Below are 21,937 nucleotides of genomic sequence, written 5' to 3'. Positions count from 1 at the left end.
AATGCGCGGGGTGTGGACGCTACGTCGACGACACGAGATTCAGGACAGTTCGGCGATAAGCTCGGTGGCACGCGGCCACACGCCGTAACCGCCCGCCGGGTTCAAGTGCCCCACCGCACCGAGATCCACAAACCGGCTACCCCATACTTGAGCCAACTCCGCAACACGCTCGACCCGTGCGAGCGGATCATTCGTGCTTGCCGCGACGATGCTCGGGAAGGGCAATTTCCGGCGTGGCATTGGGAGCCAGCCCTGTGCGCGAAGGTCGTCCAGGCGCGGGTAGCCGTCGGGCATTGGCGCTTCGAGGTCGGGCGGGGTTGCCAGCAGCGCGCCGAGGATGGCTCGGTTGTGGCGCATCGCCCAATGCGCCACGATCATCACGCCCGCACTGTGGGCAACCAGGATGACCGGTCCCTCGATCGACGCAAGCGTTGCATCGAGCACCGCAACCCGCGCTGCCAACGACAACTTGTCATGTTCCAACGGCGGCACCGCACGGGCATTGGGCAGTCTGCACGCCAAATGCGTTTGCCAGTGGTCAGCAACGTAATCCCGCAGGCCAGGGACAATCAAGACGGTTGGAGACGACACCACGGTATTCATTGGGAATCTCTGTTGATTTTGTAGAGTGCGGCAGTCAGCATTAACGCTTCGCGGCGCTGCGCAACTCATTGAGGCGACGTAGATCGTTTGCGTAGCTCGCCTTGCCGACCGAAAACGCCACCGCGGCAAGCAGCGCCATGAACGGAATCAATTGCAACGCCCCGTGCAGGCCTACCTTGTCGGCAACCACGCCTGTGAGGAAGGGGCCAGGTGCCAGGCCAAGCAGGTTGTTCGCAAGCGTCAACGTGGCAAATGCCGAGGCGTGAATGGTTGTCGGCGTGAGATTGGCCACCATCGCCCCGGCGGGCCCAGATGTTCCGGCCACGACCAGCATGCCAACGCCAATCAATACGAGCTGCAATGCGCCGGGCTTCACGTGAAAGCCGATCCCCAGCAAGACGAACGAGATGAGGCAATAGGCGATTGCGCTCACCCACTTGCGGGACGGTTCCTGACGGCTCACACGATCGGTCACCATGCCGCACATGACCATGCCGACCGCGCCGATCATGACGAATGCCGCCGCGGCAGCACCGGCCTTATCGGGCGCCATGTCGTAGTAGCGGTTCAGGTAACTTGGCATCCAGACGAACAGCGAGCCGAGAATGAACAACTGCAGCCCGCTCCCGACATAGGCACAGACCACGGAGACGGTAGAAAAGAGCCCATTGATCAGCACACGAAGACTGGTACCGATACCTTGACCATTCGATCGTTGCTGGCGAAGTCCACGAGCATCGGTTCCGATCCGCTTCTCGGTGACGACCAGCCAGAATGCCGTGGTCAGCAGAATACCCAGGAGCGCCATCGTGCCGAAAGACCATCGCCAGCCCAGATGTACGGCGACAGCACCGCCGAGCGACATACCGAGCACGGAGCCGAAAGCGCCGCCCGCCATGAATGCTGCGGTCAGGGTGGAACGCAGGTGGGCAGGAAAGATACTCAGGATCAGGGCAACGCCCACGCTGCCGTAGGCGGCTTCGCCAAGCCCGACGAACGCGCGTGCGACAAACAGTTCACCAAAGTTCGTCGCCAGGGCGCAACCCAGCGTCGCAAGACTCCAGACCATTGCCATCGCGACAATGCTTCTGACGCGCCCCAATCGATCGGCGATCACCGAAAGCGGGAAGGTCAATAATCCGACGATCAAGGCCACGATACCGCTCAGCGAGCCGAGCCGGGTATCCGAGAGTCCCCACGCACTCTTCAGCAACGGGAAAACCGCGTTCAACACCTGACGCGACATGTAGTCCGACAGCAGCAGACCAAATGTCAGCGCGAATACGACCCACGCATAGGTACGACCGACGGTGGGAGTCGCAGGAACACCGCTCACGGCGGTGTCAAAGCAATGGACGTCCAAGATTGTCTCCTCCAGGTCCCAGCGGCCGGGCTTTCTCATCTGCATACGAGTGCAGCGGATTGCTTCCTGTGCGCGCCGGGGGAGTCTTTCAGTCAAGCGGCAACTTCGGCCGCACCCGGTACTACCAAGCTCAGTTCAAACGCATCGGCACGCCTTTCACACCAGGCGTACGGTTGGGCGACATGCCAAGCTTGACCAACGTTTCATCGGCCGTCTGGTATTGCTCGCCAATCTTGTAGATCTTGCGCGCGTCCTTGCCGTTGGCCACGTCCCGCCCCAACTCGTGTGCAACGCGGACACATTGCGCGATCTGCTGCACGGAGGTCATGCGTTTGCCGTGCTGATCGATGATGGTGTCTTCAATGCCGCACCGCGGATGAAGCCCCATGGCCATTGCCATCATGTTGAACGGCAGCACGTTTTTCAGCAGCGATTCGGCCGTCAGCGTGCAGCCGTCCGGCGCCCGATGCACGAAGTTGAAGAAGTTGAACGGATTCGGCCCGTCGAAGCCGCCGCCGATGCCGATCCACGTCAGGTTCAGCGGCCCCTTGTAGACGCCCCTGCGCACAAGGCGTTCGAGTGTCTCGAATGCGTGGATGCCGGTCAGTTGGAAGTGAGGCTGGATGCCCGAGACCTGAAGACGGCGCAGATGTTCCTCCACCCAGGCCGGCCCTGCGGGCACGGTCATTTCGCTGTAGGCTGCCATGAGCGCAGGGTGGGCCAGCGAGGTTCCTTCCAGGTATTCCGGATACAGGAGCTCCATGATGTTCATCTGCGTGGTGTTGATCGCCACGGTCACCTGATCCGGCTTCGGATCGAGATCGGCCAGCATATGACGAGTATCGTCGGACAGCCACTTCGCGGCCTGTCCGTCGTCCTCGGGCGCAAACGAAATCGATCCGCCGACCTGAATGATCATGTCGGGCACGGCAGCGCGCACGCCCGCGATCAGTTCGTTGAACTTCGACAGGCGCTTGGAGCCTTTACCGTCGAGTTCGCGCACATGCAAATGGAGCACGGTGGCGCCGGCCTCGTAGCAATCGACGGCCTTCTGGATCTGCTCGTCCATCGTCACCGGAATGTCTTCCGGAAAATCGGCAGGCATCCACTCAGGGCCGTATGGCGCGACGGTGATGACCACCTTTTCCTGGTTTTCTGGGTGCAGGGAATCGTCAAAAAATTGCATCTTCTACTCCTGGTGCTTGCCTGTTCGAAGGTCAGAAAGGAATATCGCCGATGATGCCCGCGCGTTCCATCTTTCGGTGGCTCGGCGGGTAGTCCATAACGGCATAGTGCTGCGTACTCCGGTTGTCCCAGATGGCGACGCTGTTTGGCTGCCAGCGCCAGCGCACCTGGAATTCAGGGATGTAGGCTTGGCTGATCAGGTAGCTGAGCAACTGTGCGGCGCCGGGATTGGCGTCCTGCCCGAAGCGGACTCGGGCCGCGGTGTGGTAGTTCGTGAAGTGTGTCGTGAATGCGTTGACGAACAAGATCTTTTCGCCGGTATCCGGATGAATGCGCACAACGGGGTGTTCTGCATCCGGGAAGCGCGCTTTCAGTTCGAGTCGTTTTTCAATCGGCATGGCGGCACCGAAACTGGCTTCGATACTGTGACGTGCGCGCAGATCAGCTATCTGGAGCTTGATGTCGTCGGGGAGTTTTTCGTAAGCCAGCACCATGTTCGCCCACATCGTGTCGCCGCCGAAGGGGGGACATTCGACGCAGCGCAACACGCATCCGAACGGAGGCGCATTTCGCCATGTGGCATCGGTATGCCAGGCATTTTCATAGCGGTCGTTGGGCTGCTCGGGCGACTTGTAGATCCGCACGAGCCCGGAATGCTCAGGGTCGCTGCCTGCCACAGGGTGATCTTCAAGATCGCCAAACCGGCGCGCGAAGGCGACGTGTTCGGCGCGCGTAAAATCCTGGCCGCGCAGGAACAAAACCCGATGTTTGACGAGAGCGGTGCGGATTTCGTCGAACAGGCCGTCGTCGTGAACAGCGTCGGCCAGCTTGACACCGGTCAACTCGGCGCCAATCGAATACGTCAGTTGCTCAATTTGCATGGTTCACTCATTCCTCGTGGTGGGTTCAGATCACGAAAATCGACGAACCAGTGGTCTTGCGCGATTCCAGGTCGCGATGCGCGTGCGCGGCGTCTTGAAGCGCGTACTGCTGGTTGACCTCGATCTTGATACGGCCAGCGCCGACGTGATCGAACAGCTCCCGCGCAAGCGCGGCCTTCTCCGTCGGATCGGAGATATAGTCCGCCAAGGCCGGCCGCGTGAGGAAGAGTGAGCCTTTCATGGCCAGTATCTGGGGGTTAAACGGGGCGATCGGACCCGACGCGGTTCCTACGCAGACCATCAACCCACGGCGTTTGAGGGAATCGAGCGACGCGTCAAAGGTATCCTTGCCAACGCTGTCGAACACCACGCTCACACCGACGCCCCCGGTCAGTTCACGAACACGCTTTGCGACGTCCTCAAGGCTGTAGTTGATCGTATGATCGCAACCATGAGCGCGGGCAATTTCGGCCTTGGCTTCGCTCGATACGGTGCCAATCACCGTAAGACCGAGCAGCTTGGCCCACTGAGAGACGATCAACCCGACACCACCAGCGGCAGCGTGTAGCAGGATGACGTCCCCTTCCTTAAAGTCGTAGATGCGTCGCAACAGGTAGGCCGACGTGAGACCTCGCATCGTCATCGCAGCCGCTGTCTCGCATGTAATCGCGTCTGGCAGCTTGATCAGCGGCGCGGCTGAAATGAGACGCTCAGTGCTGTACGCGCCCAAGGTGTTATACGCACCCGTGTAGGTCACGCGATCGCCAACGACAACATTCGTCACGTTCTTGCCAACGGCTTCGACGATGCCTGCGGCCTCGGTCCCCAGGCCTGATGGCAACGGCGCCGGATAGAGCCCGGTGCGGAAGTAAATGTCGGCAAAGTTCAGGCCGACCGCAACGTGACGCAACCGGACCTCATCCGGCCCCGGTTCCCCTATTTCAAGCGCCTCGACGCGCAAGACCTCCGGACCACCGGTTTCGTGAAAGCGAACAATCTGAGCCATGCTATTTCCTTTGACTATCCCTGGGCCACCATGCGGGAAACTTACGGCAGCGATTTTTTGCCAGCTTATGGGATTGACAGAAAATGGTTATACTTTTGATGCCTTTCATTAAACATTTCACGCCACAGCGCGTTGATTGCATCGCAGCGACGGTGTGTCGGGCGACGGAGCTTTCTAATGGATTTGCAGATTCGCGCGGCCACGTTCAGTGGCTATCTCGAAGTTGCCCAGGCGCTTCACTTCAGTCCTCATGAACTGCTGCGCAAGGCTGGAATAGATCCCGCCGTCTTGGCGACGCCGGAACAGTTGATCTCCGCCAAAGCGATGGTTTGGTTGATCGAAGAGTCCGCTGTGCAGACGGGGAAGATCAATTTCGGGCTGCGCATGGCAGACCAACGAAAAGCCTCCGGAATGGGGGTTGTCGGTATGCTGCTTCCGCATCGACGTACCTTGCGCGACGCGATCGAGACGCTGATCGAATACCGGCAATTGCTCAATGCGATGTTGGTCACCGACATCACTGACAACGGCAATGTCGTGTTTATTCGTCAGGAGGTCATGCCCGTAACAGGACACTACTCACGTCAGGCGACGGAGCTTGCCATGGGGGTTTTGGTTAACGCGTGCCGACTGCTGCTCGGAGCAAAATGGCGCCCCCTTTCGATGCACTTTACGCACTCGCCGCCATCGGAACTGATGTTCCATGAGCGGGTGTTCGGATGCGAAGTGGCGTTCGACAGCGAGCTCAACGGTTTCACGTGTTTTAGCCGCGATCTCGATGGCTTGAACCCGCTCGCTGATCCATTCATGGTCGAGCAACTTGAGCGAAGTATTCAGTCGCGACTTGAAGTCGACCGCGACTCGGTAACCCTTGCGGTACAGCGAGCGATCGTGCTGCTCCTCCCTGTTGGCCGTGCATCCATCAATCAGGTGGCGGACCATCTTCATATGAGCGTGAGGACCTTGCAACGTCGCCTTGACGACGAGGCGCAGCAATTCTCCGATCTTGTGGGCACGCTACGACGTGATCTGGCCGCACAGTACCTGATGAACAAGCGGTACTCGATCGAGCATGTCGCCACGCTGCTTGGGTACACAAGCCAGAGCGCATTTGCGCGTTGGTTCAAGAGCGAATACGGCCGCTCGCCAACCCGTTGGCGCGCTTCTCCATCGAGCACCGAGTCGCACCCTGATTAGAACGGGTAAGACGCCAACTGATATTGCTATCGTCAGGGCAGCGTCGTGAAAGCGCCCCGCCCCCTGACATTTAGCGCCTCCGCTTTATAAGCGCTTCCCCATATAAGAAGTTCCGTGATGAGCGTTTGGCGATGGCGTGGTTTCAGTGCCCGGGGAAGCGCGCGCCCCCCTCTGCCAGCTTTCGTAATTCTTATCGGTTGTGGTTACTGGCGTTCGTGACCTGTGCCCCGCAATTTTTCCCGGGGTTGCGCCGCAAAGGCAGAAATCAGGGCCGGCGGTTGCCGCGACCACCCGCGAGTTTACCGGTGGGTTTGCGCGACCCCGTAGCGGGTTTGCCGGCGGGTTTTGTGCGCGGCTTTTTGCTGAGCGTCTGCACCGTAACCGGCCCGGCCAACGGCACTTTGGGCTTCTTGGGCTTTTTAGGTTTCTTGATGATCTGGCCCGTCGCGCTGGTTTGCGGCACACGGTGTTCGGCTTCAAAACCCGGCGCTTCTTCACGGCGCAGGGTTTGCCGGATCAGCGCTTCAATCGCGGCCAGTTGCGGCGCTTCATCGGCACATACGAGGGACACCGCCACGCCGCTGGCGCCCGCGCGGCCGGTACGGCCAATCCGGTGTACATAGTCCTGCGCAACGATCGGCAGATCAACGTTGATCACCAGCGGCAGGTCGTCGATATCCAGCCCGCGCGCAGCCACATCGGTGGCTACCAGCATTTGAACGTCGCCCGTCTTGAAGCGCTCCAGCGCACGCAAGCGCGCGGGTTGGGGTTTGTCTCCGTGGATGGTGTCGACCGCATAGCCCGCTTCATCCAGCATGGCCGCCAGATAATCCACCCCATTGCGGGTTTTGACAAACACCAGCGCGTGATCCCAGTGGTTCTCCGCCACAAGGTGCATGAAGAGGTCCGGCTTGTTCTTTTTATCCACCGTCACCACCCACTGCTTGATCTTGCTGGCCGTGGCGTTGGGCGGGCTGACGCTGATATTGATCGGACCGCGCAAAATGCTCGCCGCCATGGCGCGGATATCTTCGGTAAATGTGGCGGAGAACAGCAGCGTCTGGCGCTGAGCGGGCAAGGCAGCAAAGACGGCATTGAGTTCGCGCGCAAAGCCCAGATCCAGCATGCGGTCGGCTTCATCCAGCACGAGCGTTTGCACTTGATCAAACTGCACTGCATTCTGGCGATTGAGATCGAGCAAACGACCCGGCGTAGCGACGAGCACATCCACGCCTTTGCGCAACTTCATCATCTGCGGGTTGAGACTCACTCCACCGTAGGCAGCCAGAAATCGTAAGTCGAGGCCTTTGCCATAAGCGATAAAGCTTTGCAGCAATTGTTCAGCCAGTTCACGCGTGGGCACCAGAACAAGAACACGCACACGGTTGCTCGACACCGCCGGGCCGTGTTGCACCAGTCGTTGCAACAGCGGCAGCGCAAAAGCGGCGGTTTTGCCAGTGCCGGTCTGTGCCTCCGCCATGACGTCCTTGCCACTGAGCACGGCAGGAATCGCCTTGGCCTGCACCGGTGTAGGCGTCTGGTAATTGAGATCCTGCACGTTACGCAGCAACGGATCGATCAGGCCAAGCGAGGCAAAAGACATGGACGTATTTCAGGCTAAAACCGTAATTCTAGCGGTTACCGCGCGGGTTGCACCTCGCAGGCAGATCAATGGTCAAATAGATCGACGGCGACCGTAGCGTGTCGTCGCGCGTGGGCTGTCTCATGCGACAATTCGAGCAGCGGCTGAGCACCGTACCGCGCCCGAGTGCCCCCGCCGCTTAGCGACATCTCATGCCATCCAAGGCCACACATCATGAACCGATCAGCATCGCGCTCACGCCCCGACTGGGTGAAGTGCGCCGAGCCGACAGATGGCGTCGAGCGCATCGAAGCACGGTTTCACGGCAAAGCGTATGCCATGCACCGCCACGATACCTATGCGATCGGCCGCACGCTCGCCGGCGTCCAGAGTTTCACTTATCGGCGCGCCCGGCGAAACGGCCTGCCAGGCAATACGATGGTGTTACATCCCGACGAGGCTCATGACGGTCAGGCGGGCACCGACGAAGGGTTCCAGTACCGGATGATTTACGTCGAGCCCGCGTTCTTTCAGGACGTGCTCGGCGGACGCGCGCTGCCGTTCCTCGAAGGCGGCGTGACGACCGATCCGCGCCTTGCTGCTGCGACCACCACGTTGCTGCAGCATGTCGGAGCTACGCTCGATCGGCTCGAACAGAGCGATGCGCTCGCCGAGCTGGCGCACGCGCTTGCCGCCGTTGCCGGCATGCCCGCACGAGGCTTGAAAGGCGACTTTTTCGCGGCGCGGCGCGCGCGCGACTTTCTACACACGAACTGCACGCGCGTCGTCACGCTGGATGAACTGGAAGTGGCGACGGGCCGTGATCGCTGGAGCCTTTCGCACGACTTTCGTTCGTTCTACGGTACGAGCCCGTATCGTTATCTGACGATGCGGCGCCTCGATATGGTACGCCGCATGCTGCTTGCCGGCACCACGCTTGCTCACGCCGCTGTCGCCGCGGGTTTTGCAGACCAGAGCCACATGACGCGACATTTCGCGAGGACGTTCGGGCTGACGCCGGGGCGCTGGCGCCAGATCGCGGGTGGCGTCCCGCACGGTTGAAAACACCCACGATCGTTCAATACGGCTGCAAGGAACATGCGTACCCTCGGCGCATTGCCCCCTGAATGGAGAGAACGATGTCCCAATCTTCGAACCACATCGCCGCGCCTGCCGAGCGCGGCCAGTGCCAGACCATCGATCTGATCGGCAAGATTGCGCAGATCGACGGTCACTGGCAACCGCGCGTCGTCGCTGAAATGAATGACTATCAGTTCAAGGTCGTGAAGGTTGAAGGCGAGTTCCTGTGGCACCGGCATGCCGATACTGACGAGACGTTTATTGTGCTCGAAGGCGAGTTGCGTATCGATTTTCGTACCGGGCCTTCGGGCGACGGTTCGATCGTGCTGCATGCCGGTCAAATGGCAGTAGTGCCCAAAGGCGTCGAGCACAAGCCCAGTGCAAATGCAGAAGTGAAACTGCTGCTGATCGAACCACGAGGTGTGGTGAACACAGGCGAGGGCGCGACGGGCGAGCGTACCGTCGAGAACGATCAATGGATTTAAGCCGGTCTCCGGCGCACTGGTCAGATCAAGAAATTGGAACTTCTGTGCATCTAGCCTGCCGGCATCGACTCAGGATTACCCGATACCGTCTGGCTTAGACCGCTCCGCCTGCCTATACTGAACGCACACTGCCATCGAACCTGCGGCGCAGTGGTGACTACGGGGGGAGAAAAGCGCCATGTCGCCTGAAGCCTATCTCGATATGGCCGGCACCGAAGACCATCACTGGTGGTTTCAAGGCCGCAGAAGCATTCTCGGCGATGTCATCCGTCGCTTGTCCTTGCCTGCGAATGCCGCGATTCTGGAAATCGGTTCGGGCACCGGCGGCAACCTCGACATGCTTGCCGCCCACGGGCGTGTCCATGCTGTCGAGATGGACACCGAGGCATGTGCCATCGCCCGTCGAAAGACCGGTGGACGCTTCGACATTCGGCAAGGGCACTGCCCCGACGACATGCCCTTCGGGGGCGCCCGCTTCGATCTGGTCTGCCTGTTCGACTGCCTGGAACACATCGGGCCCGATGTCGCTTCGCTGCAATGCGTCCGCGATCGCCTCGCGCCGGGCGGCGCCGTCCTGGTTTCCGTGCCCGCGAACGCATGGATGTGGAGCCAGCATGACGTGATGCTGCACCATCATCGGCGCTACAGCCGGCAGACGTTGAGAAAGACCGTTGAATCCGCCGGGCTCGCCATCGAGCGCGTGACCTACTTCAACACCGCCCTGTTCCCCCTGGCGGTCGTCGCGCGCATGAAAGATCGGCTCCTTCACGCCAAGATGGCGTCCGGCACCAACCTCCCCGCCTCGTGGCTCAACACCTCGCTCTACCGGATTTTCAGTGCGGAGCGTTGGGTCCTGCCTTACGTCGACCTGCCGTTCGGCGTGTCGCTGCTGGCCGTGCTGCGCGCGAATCCCTAGCCCATGATCCCGGTGATGCAGGGGCGTTTCGTTCGATTCGGGATGTCGGGCGTCGCATCGACCGGCGTGCACGTGGCGACTGCGGCGACGTTGCTCGCGACGACGCCGGTGGGACCGACGTACGCGAACGCCGCCGCGTTCTGCACCGCTACGATCTGCTCCTATTTGCTCAACACGTTGTGGAGCTTCTCCTCGCGTATCGATCACGCCAACGTCGTCCGCTTTGCGTTGGTGTCACTGGTCGGGCTGAGCATGACCACGGCGATTGCCCAAGCCGTGGCCGCAATGGGGGGCGCAGCATGGCTCGGCATTGCCACGGTCGTAGCGACAGTGCCACCCGTCACGTACCTGATGCATCGCCACTGGACGTATCGCTAAACGCTCAGTGCGTGCCCCAATGCCTCGCGGCGACCGTGTGCGACCGATGTTCACGCAGGCGTGTCGTGGCTTGGCGAGCGCGCGGCAGCGCCTGCGTGGGAAGCTGACTCACCTTGCCACTGCCCTGATACCGGTGCCGCACCAGGTACACCGGCCGTCCTTTGGATTCGTCGTAAATACGGCCCACGTATTCGCCCACGACACCGATGCCGATCAGTTGGATGCCCCCCATGAACAGGAGCACGCTCAGTAACGACGCATAGCCCGGCACATCGATACCGAGGATGAAGGTGCGCACAATGATGAACGATCCATACAAAAAGGCGATGAGTGCAATGGAAAGCCCCGCGTAGGTCCAGCTTCGCAGCGGCCACGTGCTGAAGCTCGTGATGCCCTCGAGCGCGAAGTTCCACAAGCGCCATCCCGAGAACTTCGATTGACCCGCGCTGCGAGGCAGGCGTTCGTACTCGATGACGGCAGTGCGATATCCGACCCACGCAAACAATCCCTTCATGAACCGGCGTCGCTCGGGCAAACGTTTGAGCGCGTTCACCACACGGCGGTCCATCAAACGGTAGTCGCCAACGTTCTCCGGCAACTTCACGTCGGAAAGCCAGTTGTGGACACGGTAATACATGCCCGCCGTGACCCGTTTGAGGTAAGGGTCGCAAGCGCGGTTCGCTCGTTTGGCGAGGACCACGTCGGCGCCCTCCTGCCACAACGTCACCATCCGCACCATCAACTCCGGCGGGTCCTGCAGGTCGACGTCGATCGGGATGACCGCATCGCCGGTCGCTTCGCTAATACCTGCAGTGAGCGCGGCTTCCTTGCCGAAGTTTCTCGTCAGGTCGATGACGCGTATGCGAGCGTCGCGTCTACGATAGGCTAGAAGTCGCTCCAGCGTGTCGTCGTGGCTGCCGTCGTTGACGAAAACAATCTCGAAAGCGATCGATGTCATGCCCTCCAGAATCGGCAATATGCCTCGGAAGAACGGGTCGATGGCTTCGCTCTCGTTGAAGCACGGCACGACGAGCGAAATCCGCTTTTTATCCGTGGATTTGGACATGAGGGGCTCCCTGTTCCGAAGGGCCGATGGGCGGCACGGCGCCGCTTGAGCGCGCGATGACATGACGCGTCGCCATCGTGGTTTCCGGCACGACGCCAAGGAGACGACGCGCGACGAGGATGGCAAGGACAGCGACGCCGATGCCGGCGAGAATATCGACCAGATAGTGACCGCCCTCGCTGATGGCAGACACGATCACCAGCAGGTTCAAGGGCAGGAACACCCGAGCGAGCCGCCGGGATCCACAGGCAGCGTGGATGAGCAGGACCGACAGCACCGCGTGATAGGACGGTATCGAGATCAGTCCCTGAAGTTGCCCGAGATCGACGACCGCGAGTCGATGCTGTCGAAGCGCGTCGAAATGAGTCAGATCGGCGAGCTTCGCCGGGTCTCCACCGAAATGCACGAAAGCGCCGGCCGCCGGCACGATGCCCGAGACGGCGATCGTCACCAGACAAGACAACACCATGGCCGTCGAGAACACGCGCACCTCGACCAACCGCCCGGTCAACGAGAGGAACACCACCACGAAAGCGATCTGCAGCATGCCGCTGGCGTAGGCGAGCGCGAGCGCCAGTGACAGCGGTCGATGGGCACGCACAAACGCGTGCCAGGCCGGCCAGTCGAAATGCAGCCAGGCATCCATTTTCACGAGGGTGACATCGACAAGCGGCGCATCGGTCGCGACCACGACATAGCTGAGCAGTGCCGCGACATGACTGAAGACGATCAGGAGGATGACCTGGGAACACGCGGTGCGAATCCGTTCGTCCGGGCGATAACGCGTGTAGACAAGCCACACGCCGGCAAGCGTCACGCAGGCCATTGCCGGCAGGACGAGGCTACCCGGGACGATACCGATCCGCAGCACGGCCAATCCGATGGCGGCGGCCAAGGCAACGCAGACATTGATCCGAAGCCAGTTCATGACGCCACCCCGCCGATCGGTGGTGTAAGGACTGCCTGTGCTCCGGAACGGATCTTGAGGTGGATGCCGACGAGGGTCGTCAACGTGACGAACGGCAGGAACTGGAAGCCGACAAAATCCACCACGACGAGGCCCAGCAACGGCGCAAGCCAGAGCACCACCAGCCACTCGCGTTCGCCGACCTGCCAGCCACGCGTCACGCCGTGAACACATAGCCACGCGATCACCAGCCCCAGCCACACCATGTCGTAGTCATAGAGATAAGGACTGATCAGCAGGCTGGCGGTAACGAGCGCGGCGGCGCGCAAGGGATAGGCGCACGGCTTGCGCCAGGCATTCGCGACGACCGCGACCGCCGCTAGCGCCGCCACGGCATGCAAGGCATACGCGACCCATATCGGCGCATGCATCATGCGGACCATGATGAAAACGGTCGGCATCCTGAAGAGATGCGCTTGCCCTTCGGCAACCGTCCCTTGTGCCGCCTGTACACCGTGCAGGAACGCCAGCAGGGTGTCCGGACCGAACGCCACGAGGCTGAGCAGCCAGGTTGCCAGGACGGTTGCAAGGCATGCCGCGAGCGCGCGCCAGGCGTGGCAGCAAAGAAAGGCCAACGGAAAAAGAATGGCGAGATGCGGCTTCACGAACAGCAAGCCCGCACAAACCCCAGCCCACCCGGCGTGCCGACGCAAGAGCCAGAGCGAAAGCCCAGCGAGTCCGGCGGTGAAGCAGGCGGCTTGCCCGGCGACGAGGACCAACGCAATGCCGGGGAACCCAAGGATCGGCCAAATCGCCTGTGGCCATGGCGCGATCTTACGCACGACACGAATGAACAGCAGCAACGCGGCAATCGCGAACACGCCATACGCCATCCAGTACGGCAACCACGCAAGCGGCAGCACCAACAGCAGCATGGTGGGTGGATACAACCACGGCAATATCCCGTTCAGGTCGCGCATGTACGGTTCGACGACGGTCTCGATCCGCGTCAACTTGATGACGTCATAGGCGTCCAGCGCGTGCCCGTGAAGCCCCAGATAGGAAGCACTCCAGAACGGCAGGAAGTCGAGGGCGAGCGGCGGTACATCGGGTTGATGAAGGACGGATCGACGGACGATCCATCCCATTACCAGGATGACGTAGCAAATCAGGGCAGTGAGAGGGTATAGCCTCAAGCGCCGCACATCGAGCCAATGCGGCGGCGCGGCGCCGCAGCCGCGTGCGGACGACCCAATGCCGGTCCGCATGACCGTGCGCGCACGATGGACGTCCGTCCGGCGTCTGGCCTTCATGCTGAATCCCCGAAAGATCACTTCAACGCTACGTTTGCGTGAAACCGATGCCGCTTCGTTTTTCATTTGACTGTGCATCGCCACGGTGCAGCGCGTGGCGAGTGTCGTTGCTGACGGCTCGGGATGTCGTGCGCTTTATGAAAACCATTGTTTGCTGCTTCCCAAACAAATATCAAGTCAGTGTTTCTCCCAAATAATCTTCTGCTTAGGTCAATTGACGACTGCGCGTTTCAAATTTGCTTCATTTTCCTGCAGCTTTCTATACCCCATCTTTTAGGTTGGCTAAGGATTCTCAGCAACGTCTAACAAATAACGAATACCAGTGTCTAATCCAGATCATCGTCATACGTTAAATCCCGTGAAGATTGGCTTGTCTGTTGGATTTCATGGTTATTTCAGGAAGAAAATCCATGGGATCAATGGGATCATTTTTTGTCAGTGATACCCCTTATTCAATACAGATATTGGTGAATGTATTTAGCTGATTTCCCGACCCGTAGTCCCCCTTACCTTCCGGAAGAAAACAAAGGGTTTCCACTAGAAAAAAGCTAAAAACCACGTTTCATCGATTTAGCGAATAAGGCGTGGAAACGGCAGGGTTTGCGCTTGCATGTTTCAGTTCTGAAACATTTTTCGCGAAACATTCCTGGGCTGGCAGCCCTGCGCTGAGGCAACGCCCCCGTGAGAGGCACGCCGAATCAGCCTCCCGGGGGGGGCTGGCCTGTCTCTTGCTCAGTCCCTGGCGTGCCGCTCAATCACGGGGCGGACCGGTTGAGGATCGTAGCCGTACGCGGCAGGCCCCTCCGGTCCGAGCGAGATGAGGATCTCGCAGGATGAGGCGGCGCCGGCGAATAGCCGCAGGCGAAGTCGTCAAGCCATGCGGTCGCCCGTTAGGGGGATTAGAAAATGTGTGGACCCGATCCATGCTTGTCAGCAGATCGCCGAGGGCTTCCGTACGGGCACGCAAGCCCTGCGCCTTCGGCGAGCCTGCTTTGCAACGTGCGGCGGCATGTGATGCCCCGCCGCGCTACGCGCCACGTCCCTGCTACCTCTCGTCTAGCACGTCACGGTGTCGCCCCTGTTCGGGGTCGTGCCGTCACGTCACTGCTTTCGAAGGGCTGCCCTAACGCATCCCGCAGCCCTTCATTCCCAATCCGTCGTGCCAACGAAGGATATCCCGCCACCTCAAGTGCAAGGAGACTGTCATGAAAACCATCGTCAAGTTTTGCCAACGTTTCATCCAGGACGAAAGCGGCGTCACCGCCGTGGAGTACGGACTCATCGCCGCGTTGATCGCCGTCGTGATCCTCGCTTCGGTGACGATCGTCGGCACTCAGCTCAACTCGACGTTCAGCAAGATTGGTTCCGCGCTGACGTCGGCGAACGGTTGAGCGAGCCGATATCAAGGCGGGTGGCCTCAAGGAGCGAACCCCGCTCCCCCCCGGTCACCCGCAATATTTCCCCTCGCAAGTGCGAGCCGCGGATTCCGAACGATAGGCGAGGTAACGATCATGCTCGACAGCCCTTTCATGGCACCGAACCTGAGCGCATTCGGCACGGTGACGCTGGTCGTCGTGGCCGCCGCCTGCGACTGGCAATCCCGACGCATTCCCAATCGCCTGGTCGGGAGCGCATGGCTCGCCGCGCTGGCGATGCAGATCTGGGTCCACGGTTGGCTTGACGGGAGCGCCGCCTGGGCGCTTGGCTGGCTGACTGGATTGGCGATGTTCCTGCCGTTCTATCTGCTGCGCGGCATGGCCGCCGGCGATGTGAAGCTGATGATGGCCGTCGGCGCATGGATCGGTGCACATCAGGCCTTCGATGCAGCGATCGCCACCTTCGTGCTCGGCGGCGTCTGGAGCATCGGTTTGTCGCTCTTGCACGGAAACGCCGTGCAACTGTTCAGAAATACCCGCGCCATCGTCGGCCAATGGGGGCCGCGCAGGTACGACGCGCCGGCTCCAGGGAGGGCTGCCGCATCAGTTGGCGCCATTCCCTACGGACTGGCGATCGCGCTGGGCACGATTGGCGTCCTGTTCGCACAGGCCTGAACTCCACGGAAACAGTCACGGGGTACGCATCATGGATCAACACAGCGTAACCGATTCGACGACGCCGCAAGGCAACGACGGCATGTCGCCATTGACGCCATCGCATCTTGCGAACGGCCACGAGGCAGGCGCCAACGCAGCGCCCGCGCTCCGGTCGGTGGCGGATACGGGACTCGACATGTCGTTTCTCGTTGATCTCGTCAGCAAATCCTGCTTCGTCAGCGGCAAGACAACGCTGCTGGCGCTGATGGACGGTCTCAAGCTACCGCTGAGCGTGCTCGACGAGCTGATCGCCTTCACCGTGCGCGAACACCTGATGGAAATCACCCATCGGGGCGCCCTGGACGCGGACGTTCACGTTCGGCTGACCGATGCCGGCCATGCGCGAGCACGCGAAGCGATGAACCTGTGCAGCTATGTCGGCCCGGCACCGGTGACGCTCGACGCCTATGTAACGTCCGTCAAGGCCCACTCGGTGCGCAAATTGCAGGTCAAGCGCACGTTCGTCAAACAAGCTTTCAAGGGCACGACGTTGGATGCTCGCTTGCTCGATGAGATCGCGTCGTCGCTCAACGCCGGACGCCCCCTGATGCTGTTCGGTCCGGCAGGCAGCGGCAAGACCTATCTGGCCGAGCGCCTGGGCACGCTGCTTCAAGGCGCGGCGCCGATCCCCTTCGCCATCTCGGTGTCGGGCGAGGTCATCCAGGTGTTCGATCCGCTCGTGCATGTTCCAGTAGCCGACGCGACTATCGCCGGTCAGCCGCACCTGCGGGACCGCCGCTGGCTCTGGTGCGAGCGCCCGCTCGTGATCTCGGGCGGCGAGCTGACGCTCGACATGCTGGAGGTCTGCTACGACGCCTCCACCGGCTTCTATCAGGCGCCCCCGCACATGAAGGCGAACGGCGGTATCTACATCATCGATGACTTCGGCCGGCAGATGGCGCCGCCCCAGGCACTCGCCAATCGCTGGATCGTGCCACTGGATCGCAACATCGATGTCCATACGCTCCACACCGGACGTCGCTTCATCGTGCCGTTCGACGTATGGCCCGTGTTTTCGTCGAACCTCAATCCGTGGGAGCTTTGCGACGAACCGTTCCTGCGCAGGCTGGGCTGCAAGCTTTACGTGGGCGCGATGGAGCCCGACGCCTACCGCCGCATCTTCGATGCCGAATGCCGGCGCCTTGGGCTCGTCGCGGGGGAGGATGCCTTCGACTACCTGACGCAAAAGCTCCATGGCATGTCCGCCACGCCGCTGATGGCCTGCTACCCGCGCGACTTGCTGCTGCAGGTCGAAGCTGAGTGTCGCTATATGGAAAGCGCGATGACGGTCACCGCGGACCTGCTCGACGATGCATGGCGCCGTTACTTCGACATGAATCACCGGGGACGTCGAAGCTGGCAGGACGATGGCATGCGCTCACTTGGCGACGCCCCTTTCGCCACACCGTTCGATCATCACTGAGGAGCAACGATCATGAAAAACCCGAAGGCGTTATCGATGTTGCTGATCGCCATCGTGGCCGGGTTGGCCTCGGTGGTATTTGCCGCCCAATGGCTGTCGCGTCAGTCCGCGGCTTCGGTGACCTCCGTTGCCGTAGCCGCCGGCGACGTCAGCCTCGGCCAGCCCCTCAACACCGAACTCATCAAGATGACCAACTGGCCCGCCGACAGCATTCCACAAGGGGCGTTCCACGATCCGAAGCTGCTCGATGGCCGAGTCGCGCGCGTCGGCATGCAGCGCGGCGAGCCGATTCTCGAATCGAAGCTCGCCCCGCTGGGGACCAAGGGCGGTCTGTCGGCGGTCATCGGCGAGGGCAAGCGAGCCATCACGGTGAGAGTCAACGACGTGGTCGGCGTGGCCGGCTTCGCGTTGCCCGGCAACTACGTCGACGTCATCGTCAACACCAGCGAGACCGAGCGCAAAGGGCCGACCGATCAGAGCATTTCCAAGATCGTGCTGGAGAAGATCCTGGTGCTCGCCGTGGCACAGCAAGTCAGCCGCGACGATACCGCGCCGAAGGTCGTCAACGCCGTAACGCTCGAAGTCACGCCCGAGCAGGCCGAAAAGCTCGACCTCGCGCGCAGTGTCGGCACGTTGTCGCTGGTACTGCGCAACCAGGTCGACGGCGCGGCATTGGCGACCACAGGCGCGACCAAGATGACGCTGCTGAACGAACCGGTGGCGGCACCGCCAGTCGCTGCCCGTGAGCCCGTGCGTGCCGCGGTGATACGCAAGCCTTCGCGGCCCGCGCCGGCCCGCGCGGGCGACTGCGTGGGTGTGCTGTCGGGCGCGCACGGCGGCGTGGAGTGCTTCTAATTACAACAGGCCTGTCAACGCTGTCACGAGTCACACGGCAATGCCGAACTGCGCGCCAAGGCGCGCTACCCCGGGGAACATCATGAAAAACATTCGCAAAACCTGTCAGGCTCGCCGCATGGCCATCGCCGCGGTCGCTTGTTGCGCGCTCGCCGCGATGTCGCACGCCGGGGCGCAGACCGCTGCGGAGTACGGTGTGATTGCCAACGGGACATCCTCGCCCGGCAAACCGGTCGCCGCCGGCGGGCCGGTGCAGATGACGATCAGCATGGCGCCGACGGCCCCAGCGCAACCGGCCGTGAACGTGCGCGGCCCCAACTGCACGGGAAATCTGCGGAGCACACGCGACGTCACCGTACCGATCGGGAAGTCGACGATACTTCAGCTCGACGAGCCGGTGCGCAACCGCACGCTCGGCGATCCGACGGTGGTACAGGCCGCGATGGTGGCGCCCAAGACCATGTACCTGCTCGGTCTCGCGGTCGGCACGACCAACATGATCGTGCAGGGACGCAGTGGCGGCTGCGATGTGATCAATGTCGCCGTCAACAGCGATGCCGGCGGATTGCAGTCGTCGATCGCACAGTTGATGCCCGACGAACGAAACGTCCGTGTGACGAGCGCGGGGGGTGACCTGGTGTTGGCGGGACGCGTCTCGAGCGCCGCGTCCGCCCAGCAGGTGGTCGAGATCGCGAAGGCGTACGCCAAGCGCGGCAAAACCGAAGGCAACGTGCTGAACATGCTGTCGGTCGACGCGCCGCAACAGGTCATGCTCGAGGTGAAGGTCGCGGAAGTCTCCAAAACCCTCATCAACCAGATGGGGTCGGCACTGAACCTGCAGGGCGGCTTCGGGAGTTGGACCGGCGGGATCGTAAGCAGCCTGCTGTCGGGCGCGGGGACCCTCCTGTCGGCGTCAAAATCGAACCGGCTGCCGCTGAATATGCAACTGGATGCCCAGAAGACCGACAACCTCGTGAAGATTCTCGCGGAACCGAATCTGGTGACGCTGTCTGGACAAGAGGCCAGCTTCCTGTCCGGCGGGAAGATTTTCATCCCGGTGCCGCAGAGCAGCTCCAACGGCACCACCACGATCACGCTTCAGCAAGAAGAGTTCGGCGTGGCCCTGCGGTTCCTGCCGACCGTGCTTGACGGCGACCGCATCAACCTGAAGGTGGCACCGGAAGTCTCCGAGCTGTCGCCGACGGGCGTAACGCTCACGTCCACCAATGTCAGCGGCGTGAACATCCTGCCGCTGATTACGACACGCCGCGCATCCACCACCGTGCAGATGCGCGACGGCGAGACGTTCGCCATCGGCGGCCTGCTGCAGAACAACGTGAGCGGTGCGCTCAAAGCGTTCCCGGGTCTCGGCGAAGTCCCCGTGCTCGGCGCGCTGATGCGCAGCACGTCGTTCCAGAACGACCTGACCGAACTGGTGTTCATCATCACGCCGCATCTCGTGAAGCCTCTGCGCACGGCGTCAACCCCGCCATTGCCGACGGACAGCTTTACCACACCCAGCGCCATCGACGTCTACGCCACCGGCAATATGGAAGGACGTCGCAAAGTGGCGCCCGTCCAGGCCCCTGCCCCGGCGCAATCCCCGGCACAAGACACGCCCGCCGCACCGCCGCCGCAACCGGGCGTGCCGCCGTCGAGCTTGCAACCGACGCCCGTCACCCGGCCCGCCGATGGCGCCAGTCCGTCGGTGAACGCGGCGCGCGATGCTTCGTTACCAAGTGTCCCGGCCAAGCCGGCGCCGAACGCCGTGCGCAGTGACGTGAGCGTCGCGCCCGAGGTCGGCACGCCCCAACGCACCGCGTCGATCGATCCGATGCGCCAGCTTTATACCCATTGAGACCCGTGATCCTGGGGAACCATCATGAAAACAGTCACCACGATGATGTTGCGCTGCGCCGCCATCGGCGCGAGCACTGCGGTTTGCCTCACGCTTGCCGGCTGCATGAGTTCATCGCCGATCTGGGATGCGCATATGGGCGAGTCGGTGAGAAATGTCATGCACGCCCAGATCATTCATCCCGGGCCGCCGACGGATGACGACGCGCGCGGCACAGACGGTCGTGCTGCCGTGGCCGCGATGAAGAACTACGACAAGTCGCTGCGCTCGCCAACGCCAACGGCCAGCCCGTTCGTCATCGGAGTAAGCAGCGGCGGCTCGCCCATGTCGGCGCCGTCCGGGGATACCGGTCAGTAGCGCGTCCGTAACACGTTCTTCACGCACTCCTAACGCTGCGTGTGCGGCGGGCGCGACAGGCGCGACCGTCGCGCACCACTCCATCACCCTGACGCTCAAGCGAGGCCTGCTCATCATGCGAAACCTCCCTACTCGACGCCGTGCCCGAGGTCGGATGCCGCGACGCGAAGGCGGCGCCATCGCGATTGTCGTGGGGCTGATGCTGGCGGTTCTGATCGGTTTCGCCGGTCTCGCGCTTGATCTCGGCAAGCTCTATGTCACACGCAGCGAACTGCAAAACAGCGCCGATGCGTGCGCGCTGTCGGCCGCGCGAGACCTGACCGGCGCAACCCCGCTGTCAGTGTCCGAAGCCGCCGGCATCGCCGCCGGGCATATCAATACCGCCCTGTTCCAGTCGACCCCCGTGACCATGACGGTAGATAGCAGCGTGACGTACAGCACGACGGCGACCGGCGCCTATGTCGACAAGGGCAGCGTGACCGGATCGTTGGCCAGTATCAAGTACGTGCAATGCACCACCGCGATGAGCGGCATCGCCAACTGGCTCATCGAGGTGCTCAACGTGCTGCCGGGTGTCAGCATCGGCCCCGGTTCTGTGTCGGCACGCGCCGTGGCCACCACGACCTCGGCGCAGACGACATGTGCGATCCCCGTCTTCGTTTGCGATCCGTCGAAATTCTCGCCGGCAAGCAGCTACAGCATCGGCCAATGGCTGGTGGGCAAGGGCGACAGCTCCACCGGGACTTATGCGGGCGGCGATTTCGGCTGGGCGAACCTCACCGGCAGCGGTAACAGCGGCACGCCGTCGCTCTCGGGCGAACTCACGGGGTCGGGGCAATGCAACCTGCCCGTGGTGGGCACCACGGTCGGCACCGCGGGCAACAAGGCGTCGCTCGATACCGCCTACAACACGCGCTTCGGCATCTACCAGGGCGGGACACCGCCCAACGATGGCACGTCCACCACGGACTTCACAGGCTTCGCCTATGACGCCAAGACGTGGAGCGCGCAGGCGAACGCCTACAGCGATTTCGTGACACAGCGCAAAAACAACGCGGCGTATCAGGGCGATACGGCCACCGGGCTGAAGACCAAAGGAACCGCCGCGGCGAAGTCGGTCTATCAGGCGGGCGCGGATCGGCGGTTGCCGATAGCGCCGATGGTCGACTGCTCGAACCCTGGGACCGGCAGCGGCGGTGCCATATTCACGCTCACAGGCTGGGCCTGCGTGCTGATGCTCGATCCGATGCAACAGGGCGGCGACATCGACTCGGTCCATCTCGAGTACCGCGGCAAAGCGGGCGATGTCGGCAGCCCGTGCGCGACGCAAGGCACGCCTGGGGCGGTCGGCGCGGTCGGGCCGCTGGTGCCGGTTCTCGTGCAATAGGA

Annotated in this window: 21 protein-coding genes; 12 read left to right on the top strand and 9 right to left on the bottom strand. The window is 61.9% G+C overall.

The features are described 5' to 3' along the window. Positions 1-39: 39 nt before the first annotated feature. From PanNE5_RS16070 to PanNE5_RS16050, 5 genes are all read right to left on the bottom strand, one after another. Complete coding sequence (locus tag PanNE5_RS16070) at positions 40-603, bottom strand: RBBP9/YdeN family alpha/beta hydrolase (protein WP_261938380.1); 564 nt, start codon at positions 601-603, stop codon at positions 40-42. Positions 604-643: 40 nt separating this feature from the next. Beyond that, positions 644-1,966, bottom strand: coding sequence for an MFS transporter (locus PanNE5_RS16065; protein ID WP_410007591.1), 1,323 nt, complete (start codon positions 1,964-1,966; stop codon positions 644-646). 130 nt (positions 1,967-2,096) lie between these two features. Continuing rightward, positions 2,097-3,152 (bottom strand): 3-keto-5-aminohexanoate cleavage protein, encoded by a 1,056-nt coding sequence (locus PanNE5_RS16060; RefSeq protein WP_261938378.1) that lies wholly within the window; start codon positions 3,150-3,152, stop codon positions 2,097-2,099. A 31-nt stretch (positions 3,153-3,183) separates the two neighbouring features. Further along, complete coding sequence (locus PanNE5_RS16055; RefSeq protein WP_261938377.1) at positions 3,184-4,032, bottom strand: TauD/TfdA dioxygenase family protein; 849 nt, start codon at positions 4,030-4,032, stop codon at positions 3,184-3,186. A gap of 25 nt (positions 4,033-4,057) precedes the next feature. Then, positions 4,058-5,038 carry a quinone oxidoreductase family protein gene (locus PanNE5_RS16050; protein ID WP_261938376.1) on the bottom strand — a complete coding sequence of 327 codons (981 nt, stop codon included), beginning with the start codon at positions 5,036-5,038 and terminating at the stop codon, positions 4,058-4,060. A gap of 177 nt (positions 5,039-5,215) precedes the next feature. Between PanNE5_RS16050 and PanNE5_RS16045 the strand changes: the two genes are divergently transcribed. Then, the gene (locus tag PanNE5_RS16045) at positions 5,216-6,235 is read left to right on the top strand and encodes an AraC family transcriptional regulator (RefSeq protein ID WP_261938375.1); all 1,020 of its coding nucleotides are present in this window, start codon (positions 5,216-5,218) and stop codon (positions 6,233-6,235) included. Between the two features lie 265 nt (positions 6,236-6,500). On the opposite strand, the gene PanNE5_RS16040 is transcribed toward PanNE5_RS16045, so the two are convergent. After that, positions 6,501-7,838, bottom strand: a complete 1,338-nt coding sequence (locus PanNE5_RS16040; protein ID WP_261938374.1) for a DEAD/DEAH box helicase — start codon at positions 7,836-7,838, stop codon at positions 6,501-6,503. Between the two features lie 213 nt (positions 7,839-8,051). Here PanNE5_RS16040 and PanNE5_RS16035 point away from each other — a divergent pair, with 213 nt between their 5' ends. The 4 genes from PanNE5_RS16035 to PanNE5_RS16020 all read left to right on the top strand — a co-directional run bounded on the left by PanNE5_RS16035 (position 8,052) and on the right by PanNE5_RS16020 (position 10,676). Continuing rightward, complete coding sequence (locus PanNE5_RS16035) at positions 8,052-8,879, top strand: AraC family transcriptional regulator (RefSeq protein ID WP_261938373.1); 828 nt, start codon at positions 8,052-8,054, stop codon at positions 8,877-8,879. 77 nt (positions 8,880-8,956) lie between these two features. Next, positions 8,957-9,382, top strand: a complete 426-nt coding sequence (locus PanNE5_RS16030) for a cupin domain-containing protein (RefSeq protein WP_150610414.1) — start codon at positions 8,957-8,959, stop codon at positions 9,380-9,382. Positions 9,383-9,560: 178 nt separating this feature from the next. Next, positions 9,561-10,298, top strand: a complete 738-nt coding sequence (locus PanNE5_RS16025) for a class I SAM-dependent methyltransferase (protein WP_261938372.1) — start codon at positions 9,561-9,563, stop codon at positions 10,296-10,298. A gap of 42 nt (positions 10,299-10,340) precedes the next feature. Next, a complete protein-coding gene (locus PanNE5_RS16020; protein WP_315973435.1) occupies positions 10,341-10,676 on the top strand; it encodes a GtrA family protein in 336 nt (111 codons plus the stop codon). Positions 10,677-10,680: 4 nt separating this feature from the next. Here the strand turns inward: PanNE5_RS16020 and PanNE5_RS16015 are convergent, their stop codons facing one another. From PanNE5_RS16015 to PanNE5_RS16005, 3 genes are read right to left on the bottom strand one after another with little or no spacing between them, the layout of a single operon-like run. Then, the gene (locus PanNE5_RS16015) at positions 10,681-11,742 is read right to left on the bottom strand and encodes a glycosyltransferase family 2 protein (protein WP_261938370.1); all 1,062 of its coding nucleotides are present in this window, start codon (positions 11,740-11,742) and stop codon (positions 10,681-10,683) included. Continuing rightward, positions 11,723-12,670: a phosphatase PAP2 family protein gene (locus PanNE5_RS16010; RefSeq protein ID WP_261938369.1), complete on the bottom strand. Its 948-nt coding sequence runs from the start codon at positions 12,668-12,670 to the stop codon at positions 11,723-11,725. The genes PanNE5_RS16015 and PanNE5_RS16010 overlap by 20 nt, the downstream gene beginning before the upstream one ends. Continuing rightward, complete coding sequence (locus PanNE5_RS16005; protein WP_261938368.1) at positions 12,667-13,797, bottom strand: glycosyltransferase family 87 protein; 1,131 nt, start codon at positions 13,795-13,797, stop codon at positions 12,667-12,669. The genes PanNE5_RS16010 and PanNE5_RS16005 overlap by 4 nt, the downstream gene beginning before the upstream one ends. A gap of 1,370 nt (positions 13,798-15,167) precedes the next feature. Here PanNE5_RS16005 and PanNE5_RS16000 point away from each other — a divergent pair. The 7 genes from PanNE5_RS16000 to PanNE5_RS15970 all read left to right on the top strand — a co-directional run bounded on the left by PanNE5_RS16000 (position 15,168) and on the right by PanNE5_RS15970 (position 21,935). Continuing rightward, positions 15,168-15,353: a Flp family type IVb pilin gene (locus PanNE5_RS16000; RefSeq protein WP_017233461.1), complete on the top strand. Its 186-nt coding sequence runs from the start codon at positions 15,168-15,170 to the stop codon at positions 15,351-15,353. Between the two features lie 120 nt (positions 15,354-15,473). After that, positions 15,474-16,013, top strand: a complete 540-nt coding sequence (locus tag PanNE5_RS15995; protein ID WP_261938367.1) for a prepilin peptidase — start codon at positions 15,474-15,476, stop codon at positions 16,011-16,013. 31 nt (positions 16,014-16,044) lie between these two features. Next, positions 16,045-17,478, top strand: a complete 1,434-nt coding sequence (locus PanNE5_RS15990; protein WP_261938366.1) for an ATP-binding protein — start codon at positions 16,045-16,047, stop codon at positions 17,476-17,478. 12 nt (positions 17,479-17,490) lie between these two features. After that, on the top strand, positions 17,491-18,333 hold the full coding sequence (gene cpaB / locus PanNE5_RS15985; protein ID WP_017233458.1) for a Flp pilus assembly protein CpaB: 843 nt from the start codon (positions 17,491-17,493) through the stop codon (positions 18,331-18,333). Positions 18,334-18,415: 82 nt separating this feature from the next. Continuing rightward, positions 18,416-20,191 carry a type II and III secretion system protein family protein gene (locus PanNE5_RS15980; protein ID WP_261938365.1) on the top strand — a complete coding sequence of 592 codons (1,776 nt, stop codon included), beginning with the start codon at positions 18,416-18,418 and terminating at the stop codon, positions 20,189-20,191. Positions 20,192-20,215: 24 nt separating this feature from the next. After that, the gene (locus PanNE5_RS15975; protein ID WP_017233456.1) at positions 20,216-20,548 is read left to right on the top strand and encodes a hypothetical protein; all 333 of its coding nucleotides are present in this window, start codon (positions 20,216-20,218) and stop codon (positions 20,546-20,548) included. Between the two features lie 154 nt (positions 20,549-20,702). After that, a complete protein-coding gene (locus PanNE5_RS15970; RefSeq protein ID WP_261938364.1) occupies positions 20,703-21,935 on the top strand; it encodes a pilus assembly protein TadG-related protein in 1,233 nt (410 codons plus the stop codon). Positions 21,936-21,937: the final 2 nt, after the last annotated feature.

The organism is Pandoraea sp. NE5, assembly GCF_024363545.1.
Taxonomy (GTDB): domain Bacteria; phylum Pseudomonadota; class Gammaproteobacteria; order Burkholderiales; family Burkholderiaceae; genus Pandoraea; species Pandoraea cepalis.
Note: the sequence above shows the minus strand (reverse complement) of the source record. Positions and strands in the feature narration are given on the sequence as shown.